Here is a 12,856-nt window from a genome sequence, read left to right as displayed (position 1 = left end):
AGCTGCCGTCTCGAAGCATGAGCGTTGCGGCGGGCATTGATGGAAGGACGCCCCCGCCCGATGGGGACACTGACACCGGACGAATGGGTCGCGATCCTGCTCAGCCTCAAGATCGCGGGTGTGGCGACGTTGTGCAGCCTGCCGCTCGGCATCCTGACGGCGCTGGTGCTGGCCCGCGGCCACTTTCCCGGCAAGACCATTCTCGATGGCCTCGTTCACCTGCCGCTGGTGCTGCCGCCGGTGGTCACCGGCTATGCGCTGCTGCTCACCTTCGGCCGCAGAGCCCCGGTCGGCCAATTCCTGGACCAGACCTTCGGCATCGTGTTCTCGTTCCGCTGGACCGGCGCCGCGCTGGCATGCGCGGTGATGGGCTTTCCGCTGATGGTGCGCGCCATCCGCCTCACCATCGAGGCAACCGACACCCGGCTGGAGCAGGCCGCCTCGACCCTCGGCGCCTCGCCGATCTGGGTGTTCGCCACCGTCACCTTGCCGCTGGCGCTGCCCGGCATCATCGCCGGCGCGGTGCTGTGCTTTGCCAAGGCGCTGGGCGAGTTCGGCGCTACCATTACGTTCGTGTCGAACATTCCCGGCGAAACCCAGACCATTCCGTCGGCGATCTACAGCTACACCCAGGTGCCGGGCGCGGAGACCAGCGCGTTGCGCCTGTCGCTGGTGGCGGTCGTCATCTCGCTCGCCGCCTTGGTGGTGTCCGAGCTGCTGGCCCGCCGCAGCGACCGCCGCGGCATGCGGATCGAGTGAGCCGATGATCCGGTTCGACTGCAGCCACGGCCAGGGCGATTTCTCCCTCAACGTCGCGTTCGAGGCCGAGAGCGGCGTCACCGCGCTGTTCGGCCCGTCGGGGTCGGGCAAATCGACGGTGATCCGCCTGCTCGCCGGCCTCGCCCGGCCCCAGCGCGGACATATCGAGGTCGACGGCACCGTGCTGCTCGACACCACGGCCGGCATCAACTTGAAGCCGCACCGGCGCCGGCTCGGCCTGGTGTTCCAGGACGCCCAGTTGTTTCCGCATCTGAAGGTGAGGACCAATCTCGGCTATGGCCGGTTCTTCACCTGCGCCGCCGACCGCGTGGTGAGTTTCGAGCCGGTGGTGGAGGTGCTCGGCATCGCTCATCTGCTCGACCGCTATCCGGCGACGCTGTCGGGCGGCGAGCGCCAGCGCGTCGCCATTGGCCGCGCCCTGTTGACCAGCCCGCGCCTGCTGCTGATGGACGAACCGCTGGCCTCGCTCGACGCCGACCGCAAGCTTGAGGTGCTACCGTTCATCGAGCGGCTGCGCGATGAGTTCGCTATTCCCATCGTCTACGTCTCGCACGCGGTGGAGGAGGTGGCGCGGCTGGCCGCCCGCGTGGTCAAGATCGTCGGCGGCAAGGTCGCCACCGTCGGCACCCCGTCCGAGGTGCTGGCGCCGAACCTGCTCGCCAGCGCCTCCGAACGCTTCGACGCGGTGTCGGTGATTTCAGGTCACGTCGTCCGTTACGACCCCGACTTCGCCGTCACCATCGTCCGCCACCCGGCCGGCGAGATCGTGGTGCCAGGACGTATCGACAACGGCCATGCCCCGGTGCGGATCACCATCCGCTCGACCAACGTCACGCTGGCGGTCGGCCGGCCCGGCCAGGTCAGCGTGCGCACCATACTGTTCGGCACGGTCGAGCGAGTGGAGACCGACGGCGGCCCGTTCGCGCTGGTGGTGATCGCGCTAGTCGGTGGCGACAGGCTCTACGCGTTCGCCACCCGGCTCGCCCTCGACAGCTTGGGGCTCGACGCCGGCGACGAGGTCCACGCGCTGATCAAGAGCGTGTCGATCGACGAACGCGCCGTGCCGCGGCTGGTGCATTCGCAGCCACCGACAACGTAAGGCAGTTGTCTTGTGCCTCGTCGTCCCGGGCGAGGCGCAGCCGAGACCCGGGGTCGTCTTCAGAAAATCCTGCAAACGATCCCGGCTCGCGCGGCGGATGCTACGCATCCCGCCGCTTGGCCGGGATGACGAATTATGAGTCCACGATGTCGCCCGCGAACGGCGCGAATTCCTCGGCAATGGCGGCGCGGGTGCGCGCCTCCACCCGCCGGTAGGCCTCGACCACCGCACGGCCGAACGCGGTGAGTTGGGCGCCGCCGCCATGGGCGCCGCCGGCCGAGGCCCGCACCACCGGCTGGGCGAACAGCTTGTTGACGTCGTCGACCAACAGCCACGCCCGCCGGTACGACATGCCGAGTTCGCGCCCCGCAGCCGAGATCGAGCCGGTGCGGCCGATCGCCTCCAGCAGGTCCATCTTGCCCGGGCCGATCCGCATGTCGGGGCCGAACACGATGCGGATGCGCGGCACCGCGTTCGCCACCGGGCCCGCCAGGGCGCGCGCCTTCGGATTCGCCACCGCCCGAACCGGCATGCCCGCCTCCGCTCCTATGCCCACCCCGCCAGACCGACCGGCCAAGCTACGCGCCACTTTTCGGCGCCCCGCGCCAGCGCCCGCGCGCGGAACCGGCCGAGTTCGAGAACGTTTGATGATCATGAACAATTGTCAACCCGATGCCCGACCGCGTCGTTGCATCGGGCAGCTGAGGATGCCATGAGGATCGCCCAGATCGCGCCTTTGATGGAAAGCGTGCCGCCCCGCTACTACGGCGGCACCGAGCGCGTCGTTCACTTCCTGACCGACGCGCTGTTGGACCTCGGCAACGACGTCACGCTGTTCGCCAGCGGCGACTCGGTGACCCGCGCCGAGCTGGTGCCCGTCGTGCGCACCGCACTGTGGCTCGATCCGGCGGTGGTCGATCCCATCCCCTATTACATGCTGATGCTCGACAAGGTGCGCGCGCGCGCCCACGAGTTCGACATCCTGCACTTCCACATTGATGCCCTGCACTTTCCGCTGTTCCACCGCTCGCCCCACCGCACGGTGACGACGCTGCACGGGCGGCAGGATTTGCCCGATCTGCCGGCGCTTTACCGCGGCTTTGCCGATATGCCGTTGGTCTCGATCTCGGACGCCCAGCGCACGCCGATCGCCGATGCAAATTTCATCGCCACCATCCATCATGGCCTGCCGAAGGATCTGCTGCACCCGACCTTCAACCCGCGCGGCGGCTACCTCGCCTTTCTCGGACGGATCTCTCCGGAGAAGGGCCCGGTTGAGGCGATCCGGCTGGCGCGCGCGCTCGGCCTGCCGCTGCGCATCGCGGCGAAGGTCGATCGGGTCGACGAATGCTATTTCCGCGAAATGGTACGGCCCGAGATCGCCTTCGGCGACGACGTCGAGTTCATCGGCGAGATCGGCGACCGCGACAAAGCGGCCTTTCTTGGCGAGGCGCGCGCGCTGCTGTTCCCGATCGACTGGCCCGAGCCGTTCGGCCTGGTGATGATCGAGGCAATGGCGTGCGGCACGCCGGTGCTCGCCTTCCGCGCCGGCTCGGTGCCCGAGGTGATCGAGGACCGCGTCACCGGCCGCATCGTCGAGGACTTCGACGAAGCGCTGCTGGCGCTGCCGGAGGTGCTCTCGCTCGACCGTCGGCGCATCCGCGCCGAATTCGAGAGCCGCTTCACCGCCGAGCGGATGGCGCGCGACTATCTCGGCGTCTATCGCACGCTGACGCGCCCGATTCACACGTCGCCGATGCGGCAACGCGCGACGCCATGGCCGTCAACTCCCGCAGCGCCGTTGCTGCAGAGTGGGGCTCATGCCGGCTAAGTCCTCGGCCGCTCCCGGCCTGATCGATACTGTCGGCGAGTCGCCGTTCTACATCGCCGCGACCGGACCCTCGGCCCGGCCGCGGCGAACATTGAAGCATGGCGACTGCTTCGCGGTGCTGGATTCCTATGGCGACATCGGCGCATCCCAGGGCGGCCCCGACGGGCTGTTCTTCGCCGATACCCGCTATCTGTCGCGGCTGGAGCTGATGATCAACGGCACGCTGCCGCTGCTGCTCGGCTCCACCGTGCGCGACGACAACCTGGCGCTGGCGGCCGACCTCACCAACCCCGACATCTATTTCGACGGCCGGGTTCTGCTGCCCAAGGACACCATCCACATCGTGCGGTCGGTGGTATTGTGGGACGGCGTCGCCCACGTCCGGCTCGGCCTGCGCAACCACGGCGAACAGCCGGTGCGGCTCGGCCTCGCCATCACCTTCGCCGCCGACTTCGCCGACCTGTTCGAGGTGCGCGGCGCCCGGCGCGAGCGCCACGGCCAGATCCGAACCGAGGTGGTGTCGGCCACGGAAGTCCGCATCGCCTGCGCCGGGCTGGACGGGCGCACCCGCACCACCGCGATTCGCTTCGACCCGGCGCCGGAAACGCTCGCCGCCAGCGCCGCCACCTGGCGGGTGACCTTGGCGGCCGACCAGCCGTGCTCGGTGTTCATCAGCATCGCCTGCGATCCGCCAGACCGCCCGCCGCTCGGCTTCGGCGCGGCGCTGCTGGCGGTTGACCGCGCCCGCCGCGCGCTGGCGCACGACATCGCCAGCATCGAAACCAGCCACCAGGTCCTGAACGAGGTGCTGCGGCGCTCGATGGCCGATCTGGCGATGCTGACGACCACAACGCCGCAGGGGCCGTTTCCCTACGCCGGCATCCCCTGGTACTCGACCACGTTCGGCCGCGACGGCATCATCACTGCAATCGAGATGTTGTGGCTGGCGCCGGCCATCGCCCGCGGCGTGCTGTTCCGCCTCGCCACGCTGCAGGCGGGCGTCACCGACGCCGCCGCCGACGCCCAGCCCGGCAAGATCCTGCACGAGATGCGCGGCGGCGAGATGGCCGCGCTCGGCGAGGTGCCGTTCGCGCGCTACTACGGCAGCGTCGACTCGACGCCGCTATTCCTCATTCTGCTCGGCCTCTACGTCGAGCGCACCAACGACACCGAGGCGCTGACCGCGCTGTGGCCCGCCGCCACCGCGGCGCTGGGCTGGATCGACCGCTGCGGCGACGCCGATGGCGACGGTTTCGTCGAATATTCCCGCGCCAGCGCCAACGGCCTCGCCAACCAGGGCTGGAAGGACAGCCACGACGCGGTGTTCCACGCCGACGGCCGGCTGGCGGAGGGGCCGATCGCGCTGGTCGAGGTCCAGGCCTATGTCTACCTCGCCAAGACGCTGATGGCGCGGCTGGCGCGGCGGCTCGGCCACCTTGCCGCCGGCGCCCGGCTGGAGGAGGAGGCGATACAGCTTGCAGACCGGGTCGAGCAGACGTTCTGGTCGGAGGCGATCGGCAGCTATGCGCTCGCGCTCGACGGCGACAAGCGCCGCTGCGAGGTGCGCACCTCCAATGCCGGCCATGTGCTGTGGGCCGGGCTGGCGACACCGGACCGTGCGGCGCGGGTGGCGGGCGGCCTGATGGAGCGGGACTTCTTCTCCGGCTGGGGCATCCGCACCGTGGCCGAGGGCGAGGTGCGCTACAACCCGATGTCCTACCACAACGGCTCGGTGTGGCCGCACGACAACGCCCTGATCGCCAGCGGCCTGGCTCGCTACGGCGCCTGCGAGGCGGTGCAGCGGGTGTTCGCCGCCATCCTGGATGCCGCCGCCTACATGGATTTTCGCCGGCTGCCCGAACTTTATTGCGGCTTTCGCCGCCGCACCGGCCGCGGCCCCACCCTCTATCCGGTGGCCTGCTCACCGCAGGCGTGGGCGTCGGCGACGCCGTTCTCGCTGGTGCAATCCTGCCTCGGCCTGGAGCTCAAGCCGGAAACCGGCGAAATCCGCCTCAACAACCCCGTGCTGCCGCTCCGGCTCGACTGGGTGCGGCTGCGGGGGCTGAAGGTGGGCTCGGCCTGCGCCGACCTGCTGGTGCGCCAGCTCGGCGGCGGGGTGTCGGTCGACCTCGAACACGCCACCGGCGACGCCCGCATAACCGTGCAGGTGACGCGGTAACCAGTGCCGCGATCGGCCGAGCGCTCGAAGCCGGTCGCTCGACGGCGTCATCCGCCTTGCATTCTCCGCCGGCTTGGGCGACGCAAGCGCCATGCTCACGATCGACTCCATCACGGTCCGCATCGCCGGCCGGGTGCTGCTGGAAAACGCCTCGGCCCAGATCCCGACCGGCGGCCACGTCGGGCTGGTCGGCCGCAACGGCGCCGGCAAGACCACGCTGTTCCGCGCCATCTGCGGCGAGCACCCGACCGACGCCGGCCGCATCAGCCTGCCGCCCCGCGCCCGCATCGGCCGGGTGGCGCAGGAAGCACCCTCCGGCCCCGAGGCACTGATCGACGTCGTGCTCGCGGCCGACACCGAGCGCGCCGCGCTGATCACGGAGAGCGCCACCGCCACCGACCCCCACCGCATCGCCGAGATCGAAACCCGGCTGGCCGACATCGGCGCCCACTCGGCGCCGGCGCGGGCGGCGCGCATCCTCGCCGGCCTCGGCTTCGACGAGGCGGCGCAGCAGCGGCCGTGCTCGGACTTCTCCGGCGGCTGGCGCATGCGCGTCGCCCTCGCCGCCGTGCTGTTCGCCGAGCCCGACCTGCTGCTGCTCGACGAGCCGACCAACTATCTCGACCTCGAAGGCACGCTGTGGCTGCAGGACTATCTCGGCCGCTATCCCCACACCGTGCTGATCATCAGCCACGACCGCGATTTGCTCGACCAGGCGGTCGACTGGACGCTGCACCTCGGCGAGGGCCGGCTGACGCTGTGGCGCGGCGGCTATTCGGCGTTCGAGCGCCTGCGCGCCGAAAAGCAGATGCTCGACGCCAGGCTGCGCAAGCGCCAGGACACCGAGAGGAAGCACCTCCAGGCCTTCGTCGACCGCTTCCGCTACAAGGCGACCAAGGCCCGGCAGGCCCAATCGCGGATGAAAATGCTCGAGAAGCTGGTGCCGCTGCCGGCGCTGGTGGCCGAGGACACCGTGCCGATCGTCATTCCGGCGCCGGCGCGGCTGCCCTCCCCGCCGATCATCGCGCTCGACGGCGTCTCGGTCGGCTACGCGCCGGACCGGCCGGTGCTGCGCGGCCTCGATCTGCGCATCGACACCGAGGACCGCATCGCCCTGCTCGGCTCCAACGGCAACGGCAAGTCGACGCTGGCGAAGCTGATCACCGGCCGCCTCGCCCCGCTCGCCGGCCGCATGACGGTGGCCGACAAGCTGGAGATCGCCTATTTCGCCCAGCACCAGCTCGACGAGCTTCGGCCCAAAGAGAGCCCGTGCGAGCACGTCCGCGCCCTGATGCGCACCGCGGGGGAGGCGGAGGTGCGGGCCAAGACCGCCCAGATCGGCTTTCCCGGCGAGCGCGCCGACACGCCGGTCGAGAAGCTGTCGGGCGGCGAGAAGGCGCGCCTGCTGCTCGGGCTCGCCACGTTCCGCGGCCCGCACCTTCTCGTCCTCGACGAGCCGACCAACCATCTCGACGTCGACGCCCGCGACGCGCTGGCCTCGGCGATCAACGACTTTCCCGGCGCGGTGATCCTGATCTCGCACGACCGCCACCTGATCGCTGCGACCGTCGACCAGCTGTGGCTGGTGGGCGGCGGCACGGTGACCTCGTTCGACGGCGACCTCGACGACTACCGCAAGCTGGTGCTGGCGCGCGCTTCCGGCGACAGCGCGCCGCGGCAGCAGGCCGACAGCCGACCCTCCCGCGCCGAGGAGCGTCGCTCCGCCGCCGAGCGCCGCACTGCGGCAGCGCCGATCAAGAAGCGCGTCACCGCGGCGGAGAAGGAGATCGCGGCCCGCGAGACCGAAATCGCCGAGATCGACGCCACGCTGGCGAACGGCGACATCTACACCCGCGATCCGGCGAAAGCGACGCGCCTCGCCAAGCAGCGGGCCGACGCTGCGACCAAGCTTGCCGCCGCAGAGGAGGCTTGGTTGGAGGCCACCGCCGAATATGAGGCGGCAACCGCGGGGTAACGGTCGGGCGAAACGTCGTCGTCACGGGCGATCGTCAGCGGGACCTGGAACCGATCTTCGCGCCCCGTCATCCCGGACGGCGCGCAGCGCCGAGCCGGGATCGTCTTTAGAACAAGACACCCTTTCTGAACACGGTCCCGGGTCACGCGGCTTCGCCGCTTGCCCGGGACGACAACCCGCCATGACCGGAACGACCCTGCCCGCTCAATGCCGCGCCGCGGGCTTGCCTTTCTTCTTCTCCGGCTCGGGCATGGCTTCCAGCGATTTCAGCCGGCCGGCTTCGAAGCGATAGACGCCGGGGCGGGCGCCGGCGAACGACGTCATCGTCACCACCCGCACCCCGTGGGTATCGCCGACCTCGACCCGGTCGACCGGGCCGACCAGCCGCAGCACGTCGCACTCGGTGAGGCCGAAATCGAGCTTGGCCGGCGCCGCGGCGCCTTCGGGCGCGTCCGCGCAGGTGCCCTCGGCGCTGACCAGGGCGCTCGGCGGCACCGGCTGCGCCCCGACCGCCTCCGAAGCGAGCGGCGAGGGCCCGCCGCACCCCGCCACGACGAGCACCGCGGCAAGACCAACACCGATGCCCATGGTGCGGTGTCGGGCCGACGAACTCGTTTCCGGAATCGCGAGGTGATCGCCCGCAGGCCGAATGATCTCAGACATGGCGCAAACCCGGCACGTTGAATGATGCGAACCGGAGCCTCACAGCCGGAGCTGGAGCTTCGGTGTTGGCCGGCACGTTTGCGCCAAACGCGCAGCAATGCAATTGCAACCGGCGCGATGTCCACCATGTGAGCGCCCGGCCCGCACATCAATCCGACGGCCGAAGCGGCCAAGGTTCAGCTCAGCACGCCGGCCGGGGTGGATGGCATCTTGGAGGGATGATCCGTTCGTCGCTGCGGCATCCGCCACGAGCAAGCCGGACAGGAACTTCTCCGCTCGATTGCTATTGTCTCTCGGAAACGTCCTGGAGACTGATCACAAGGGGGACACTGGCGTGTCGGGCATTATCTGGATCATCGTCATCGGATTTGTCGCCGGCATCATCGCGCGGCTCATTTCGCCGATGCCGAACGAGCCGAAGGGCTTCATTCTGACCACAGCGCTCGGCATTGCCGGCGCCTTCATCATGACCTTCATCGGCCAGAGCATCGGCTGGTATCGCTTCGACCAGGGCGCCGGCCTGATCGGCGCGACCTTTGGCGCGTTCATCGTGCTGTTCATCTGGAACCGGTTTGCCGGGCGCGGCGCCGCGCCGCCCTCGGAGCCCGGCGGACGGCGCTGGCTCTAGTGCATGCCGGCGGCGTCGGAAATTCCGACCAAACGCAGCAACGTGCTTTGGCACCCCATCCGACCCAATCGGATGGGGCGATACTTCAACACCGGCGGCCGGATTTCGCAAGATCCGACGTCACCGGTGACGTGACGCGGGAACGCGTTTTCAGGAGGCGAACATGGGCTTGTCAGACATCGTCCGCGGCATGCGCAACGGACCGCGCGGCGAACGGACCCGCGGCAGCGGCAGTGGCTGGGGCTCGAAGCTGATGGCGGTGGCGCTGGGCCTCTTCGCCTACAAGATGTTCAAAGGCCGCGACCAGCAGCCCGAACGCGAGCCGGACGAGCCGCCGCCGCGGCGCCGCTGGCTTTGATAGGCCAGCCTCACCCCTTGCGCTCCCAGCGCCCGGCTTCGCTCTGACGCCAGTAGGCGACCTCGAAGCCGGCCGCCTTCAGCATCGTCCAGCGTACCCGGGCGGCAGCGACGGCGTCTTCGTCGTGGCCGTCGAACAGGAACACCGCCCGCACGTAGGGCGCATAGGCGGCGGCCTCGCCGAGATCGGCACCGTCGACCAGGAAGCGTACCGCCGCCCCGTTGGGGTTGGCCGCAGACGTGGTCAGCAAGATCGGCTGGTCGGCGGCGTCGCGCTCACCGGCGGGGCCGTGCGGCAGGAAGCTCTCCTCGTCAAAGGTCCACAGGTGGGCATCGAGCGCGGCGACGCGCTCCTCGGATGTCGCCTGCACCGCCACCCGCCAGCCCCGCTCCAGGCACTTCGCCAACAGCGGCGGCAGCGCCTGCTCCAGCGTGCGGCTCAGCATGTGGTAGAAAAGAACCTCGGTCATCACCGCGACCCCGGCCGGAGGACCGCTCAGCGGTCCTCGTAATTGTCGGCGATCAGGCGGTCGAGCAGCCGCACGCCCCAGCCCGCGCCCCAGCTCTTGTTGATGTCGCTGGCCGGCGCGCCCATGCCGGTGCCGGCGATGTCGAGGTGGGCCCACGGCGTGCCGTCGACGAAGCGCTGCAGGAACTGCGCGGCGGTGATCGAGCCGGCGAAGCGGCCGCCGGTGTTCTTCATGTCGGCGACCTTGGAATCGATCAGCTTGTCGTAGTCGCCGGTCAGCGGCAGCCGCCACAGCTTCTCGCCGGTGGCCTGGCCGGCGGCGGTGAGCTTGTCGGCCAGTTCGTCATTGTTGCCGAACAGGCCGGCGTGCTCGTGGCCGAGCGCAACCAGGATGGCGCCGGTGAGGGTGGCGAGATCGACCATCGCCTGCGGCTTGAAGCGGTTCTTGACGTACCACAGCACGTCCGCCAGCACGAGCCGGCCCTCGGCGTCGGTGTTGATGATCTCGACGGTCTGTCCCGACAGCGAGGCGACGATGTCGCCGGGGCGCTGGGCCTCGCCGTCCGGCATGTTCTCGACCAGCCCGACCACGCCGACGACGTCGACCTTGGCCTTGCGCGCGGCCAGCGCGTGCATCAGGCCGACCACGGCGGCGGCGCCGGCCATGTCGCCCTTCATGTCCTCCATGCTGGCGGCCGGCTTGATCGAGATGCCGCCCGAATCGAAGGTAACGCCCTTGCCGATGAAAGCGATCGGCTTGCCCTCGCCGCCGGCGCCCTTCCAGCGCATCACCACCACCCGCGGCTCGTTGCGCGAGCCCTGGGCGACGCCGAGCAGCGCGCTCATGCCGATCTTCTTCAGTGCCTTGGGGTCGAGCACCTCGACGTCGACGTCGAGCTTCGACAACGCCTCGGCGCGGCGGGCAAACTCCTCCGGCGTGAGCACGTTCGGCGGCTCGTTGATGAGGTCGCGGGCGAGCACCACGCCGGCGGCCACCGGCTCGCGGCCGCGCCAAGCCTTCTTGGCGGCGCTGTCGTCGGCCGTGACCAGGGTGATGCGGGCGCGGCTCGGCTCGTCCTCCTCGCCGTCGTCCTTCTTCTTGGTCTTGTAGCGGTCGAACGCATAGGCCCGCAGCGTCAGCCCGAGCACGAACTCGGCGATCTCGCCGGGCGACAGCTCCCCGCTCGGCCGCTCGACCACGACCGTCGCTTCCTTCGCCGCGCTCGGCAGCTTGCCCATCACGATGCCGCCCAGCTTGAGCAGGTCGGCGGGCTTGAGTTCGGCCGACGCGCCCAGCCCGACCACCAGCAACCGCTCCGCGCCGAGCCCGCTTGGAGCCAGCAGGTCGAGCGTTGCCCCCAGCTTGCCCTTGAAGCGGTCCGCCGCCGCGGCGCGCTCGATCAGCCCGGCGGCGGGCTCCAGCGCAGCGCGGGTGGCGGGCCCGGCCTGCAGCCGGTCATCGACGAAAACGACGAGGACGCCGGCATCGGCGGCCACCGGCGGCTTGGCGAACGAAATTTTCGGCAGGTGCGACATGGGGCGGGGTACTCCGGAAGGGATTAACAGGAATACGGCGGGGTGTGCCGTAATGGCAACAGCTTCGGAAAACTGACAGGGCGGCCGAAATCGACGCCCCCCTGATGCCCCAAACAGGGTCTAATCGAGCGGTGGGCATTTGACGGGAAGGTATTGGGTTGGGGCTGCACCGCATCGAGCTTTATGTCCTGCGGATGGCGACGTCGGGGTTTGCGATGGTTCTCATCACGCTCACCGGCGTGATCTGGGTCACGCAGGCGTTGCGCGAGTTCGACCTGCTGACGTCGAAGGGGCAGACCATCCTGGTCTTTTTTGTCGTGACCGGCCTGTCGCTGCCGCTGTTGTTCCTCGTCATTGCCCCGATCGCGCTGTTCCTGGCGGTCATCTTTACCTACTACCGGCTGGGATCGGACTCCGAACTGATCGTGATGACGTCGGCCGGCATGTCGCCCGGCCACGTGGTGCGGCCGATCGTGCTGCTGACCTTGGTGGTTTCGCTGGTCGTCGGCGCCACCAGCGTCTATTTCGCGCCGGCATCGATGCGGCTGCTGCGCCAGGAAATCACCAAGATCCGGGCGGACGTGGTTGCCAACATCGTGCAGCCTGGGCGGTTCACCTCGGTCGAGAAGGGCTTGACCTTCCACATCCGCGATCGCCAGCCGAACGGCGAGCTGAACGGCCTGGTGGTGGCCGACCGCCGCGATCCGGCCCAAGAGATGATCTACCTCGCCGAAAAGGGCCAGATCATCGACTCCGACAGCGGCATGTTCCTCGTTCTTCAGGACGGCAGCCTGCAACGGCGTACTGCGCGCGAACAGGATACCTCGATCGTGTTTTTCGAGCGCTACGCGTTCGACCTGTCGCAGTTTTCCGGCGAGCGCCCGGAAATCTATTATAAACCACGCGAGCGTACCTTTATCGAGCTTCTGTACCCGGATCCGGCCGATCCTTATCTGCGGATGCAGCCCGGCCGCTACCGCGCCGAGATCCACGAGCGGCTGGTGACGCCGCTCTACCCGTTGGCGTTCGTGATGTGTGCGTTCGCGTTTCTTGGTCAGGCCCGGTCGACCCGCGAGGGCCGCAGCGCCGCGGCGACCGCGGCGGTGGCCGCGGCCGGCGTGCTGAGGCTGCTCGGCTTCGCCGCCAGCGGCCTCATCGTGCGCTCGCCGGCGTTCGTGCCGCTGGCCTATCTGCTGCCGATCGTCGCCATCGTGCTCGGCTATCTGGTGGGCTCGGGTCGCCTCAATCTGGCCGGGGCGACGGCACTCGATCGCGCCGGCAACGCCGTGTCCGGCCAGCTCGCTCGCCTGATCCGTCCGCTGAAAGCCTGAAGGAGCGC

The 12,856-nt window shown here is 69.4% G+C and carries 12 protein-coding genes; 8 read left to right on the top strand and 4 right to left on the bottom strand.

Annotation, left to right across the window (positions count from 1 at the left end):
- The first annotated feature begins 60 nt into the window (after nucleotides 1–60).
- Nucleotides 61–759, top strand: a complete 699-nt coding sequence (modB, locus tag BVIR_RS03415; RefSeq protein ID WP_055036441.1) for a molybdate ABC transporter permease subunit — start codon at nucleotides 61–63, stop codon at nucleotides 757–759.
- A 4-nt stretch (nucleotides 760–763) separates the two neighbouring features.
- The gene (gene modC / locus BVIR_RS03410; RefSeq protein ID WP_055036440.1) at nucleotides 764–1,879 is read left to right on the top strand and encodes a molybdenum ABC transporter ATP-binding protein; all 1,116 of its coding nucleotides are present in this window, start codon (nucleotides 764–766) and stop codon (nucleotides 1,877–1,879) included.
- Nucleotides 1,880–2,012: 133 nt separating this feature from the next.
- On the opposite strand, the gene BVIR_RS03405 is transcribed toward modC, so the two are convergent.
- On the bottom strand, nucleotides 2,013–2,411 hold the full coding sequence (locus BVIR_RS03405) for a winged helix-turn-helix domain-containing protein (RefSeq protein ID WP_082416632.1): 399 nt from the start codon (nucleotides 2,409–2,411) through the stop codon (nucleotides 2,013–2,015).
- A 180-nt stretch (nucleotides 2,412–2,591) separates the two neighbouring features.
- Here BVIR_RS03405 and BVIR_RS03400 point away from each other — a divergent pair, with 180 nt between their 5' ends.
- The 3 genes from BVIR_RS03400 to BVIR_RS03390 all read left to right on the top strand — a co-directional run bounded on the left by BVIR_RS03400 (nucleotide 2,592) and on the right by BVIR_RS03390 (nucleotide 7,864).
- Nucleotides 2,592–3,710: a glycosyltransferase family 4 protein gene (locus BVIR_RS03400; protein WP_060832931.1), complete on the top strand. Its 1,119-nt coding sequence runs from the start codon at nucleotides 2,592–2,594 to the stop codon at nucleotides 3,708–3,710.
- A complete protein-coding gene (locus BVIR_RS03395) occupies nucleotides 3,700–5,889 on the top strand; it encodes an amylo-alpha-1,6-glucosidase (RefSeq protein WP_055038645.1) in 2,190 nt (729 codons plus the stop codon). Before BVIR_RS03400 ends, BVIR_RS03395 begins: the two co-directional genes overlap by 11 nt.
- Nucleotides 5,890–5,980: 91 nt before the next feature.
- Nucleotides 5,981–7,864, top strand: coding sequence for an ABC-F family ATP-binding cassette domain-containing protein (locus BVIR_RS03390; RefSeq protein WP_055036438.1), 1,884 nt, complete (start codon nucleotides 5,981–5,983; stop codon nucleotides 7,862–7,864).
- 204 nt (nucleotides 7,865–8,068) lie between these two features.
- Here the strand turns inward: BVIR_RS03390 and BVIR_RS03385 are convergent, their stop codons facing one another.
- Nucleotides 8,069–8,527 carry a hypothetical protein gene (locus tag BVIR_RS03385; protein WP_169788574.1) on the bottom strand — a complete coding sequence of 153 codons (459 nt, stop codon included), beginning with the start codon at nucleotides 8,525–8,527 and terminating at the stop codon, nucleotides 8,069–8,071.
- A 334-nt stretch (nucleotides 8,528–8,861) separates the two neighbouring features.
- On the opposite strand from BVIR_RS03385, the gene BVIR_RS03380 reads away from it, so the two are divergent.
- Complete coding sequence (locus tag BVIR_RS03380; protein WP_055036436.1) at nucleotides 8,862–9,155, top strand: GlsB/YeaQ/YmgE family stress response membrane protein; 294 nt, start codon at nucleotides 8,862–8,864, stop codon at nucleotides 9,153–9,155.
- 163 nt (nucleotides 9,156–9,318) lie between these two features.
- Nucleotides 9,319–9,513, top strand: a complete 195-nt coding sequence (locus BVIR_RS03375; RefSeq protein ID WP_055036435.1) for a hypothetical protein — start codon at nucleotides 9,319–9,321, stop codon at nucleotides 9,511–9,513.
- A gap of 10 nt (nucleotides 9,514–9,523) precedes the next feature.
- Here BVIR_RS03375 and BVIR_RS03370 read toward each other — a convergent pair whose 3' ends face one another.
- Together BVIR_RS03370 and BVIR_RS03365 are read right to left on the bottom strand one after the other, a co-directional pair.
- Nucleotides 9,524–9,982, bottom strand: coding sequence for a DNA polymerase III subunit chi (locus BVIR_RS03370; RefSeq protein WP_055036434.1), 459 nt, complete (start codon nucleotides 9,980–9,982; stop codon nucleotides 9,524–9,526).
- A 26-nt stretch (nucleotides 9,983–10,008) separates the two neighbouring features.
- Nucleotides 10,009–11,517 carry a leucyl aminopeptidase gene (locus BVIR_RS03365; RefSeq protein ID WP_055036433.1) on the bottom strand — a complete coding sequence of 503 codons (1,509 nt, stop codon included), beginning with the start codon at nucleotides 11,515–11,517 and terminating at the stop codon, nucleotides 10,009–10,011.
- A 158-nt stretch (nucleotides 11,518–11,675) separates the two neighbouring features.
- On the opposite strand from BVIR_RS03365, the gene lptF reads away from it, so the two are divergent.
- Nucleotides 11,676–12,848: an LPS export ABC transporter permease LptF gene (lptF, locus tag BVIR_RS03360; protein ID WP_055036432.1), complete on the top strand. Its 1,173-nt coding sequence runs from the start codon at nucleotides 11,676–11,678 to the stop codon at nucleotides 12,846–12,848.
- Nucleotides 12,849–12,856: the final 8 nt, after the last annotated feature.

The sequence above is a fragment of the Blastochloris viridis genome (assembly GCF_001402875.1).
GTDB classification, from domain to species: Bacteria; Pseudomonadota; Alphaproteobacteria; order Rhizobiales; family Xanthobacteraceae; genus Blastochloris; species Blastochloris viridis.
This window is presented reverse-complemented; position numbering and strand designations above follow the sequence as displayed.

Excerpts from the sequence above, each read along its gene's own strand:
- modB (WP_055036441.1), top strand. The coding sequence starts at position 61 with ATGGGGACACTGACACCGGACGAATGGGTCGCGATCCTGCTCAGCCTC.
- BVIR_RS03405 (WP_082416632.1), bottom strand. The coding sequence starts at position 2,411 with ATGCCGGTTCGGGCGGTGGCGAATCCGAAGGCGCGCGCCCTGGCGGGC.
- BVIR_RS03400 (WP_060832931.1), top strand. The coding sequence starts at position 2,592 with ATGAGGATCGCCCAGATCGCGCCTTTGATGGAAAGCGTGCCGCCCCGC.
- BVIR_RS03385 (WP_169788574.1), bottom strand. The coding sequence starts at position 8,527 with ATGTCTGAGATCATTCGGCCTGCGGGCGATCACCTCGCGATTCCGGAA.
- BVIR_RS03390 (WP_055036438.1), top strand. The coding sequence starts at position 5,981 with ATGCTCACGATCGACTCCATCACGGTCCGCATCGCCGGCCGGGTGCTG.
- modC (WP_055036440.1), top strand. The coding sequence starts at position 764 with ATGATCCGGTTCGACTGCAGCCACGGCCAGGGCGATTTCTCCCTCAAC.
- BVIR_RS03365 (WP_055036433.1), bottom strand. The coding sequence starts at position 11,517 with ATGTCGCACCTGCCGAAAATTTCGTTCGCCAAGCCGCCGGTGGCCGCC.
- BVIR_RS03375 (WP_055036435.1), top strand. The coding sequence starts at position 9,319 with ATGGGCTTGTCAGACATCGTCCGCGGCATGCGCAACGGACCGCGCGGC.
- BVIR_RS03395 (WP_055038645.1), top strand. The coding sequence starts at position 3,700 with ATGCCGGCTAAGTCCTCGGCCGCTCCCGGCCTGATCGATACTGTCGGC.
- BVIR_RS03370 (WP_055036434.1), bottom strand. The coding sequence starts at position 9,982 with ATGACCGAGGTTCTTTTCTACCACATGCTGAGCCGCACGCTGGAGCAG.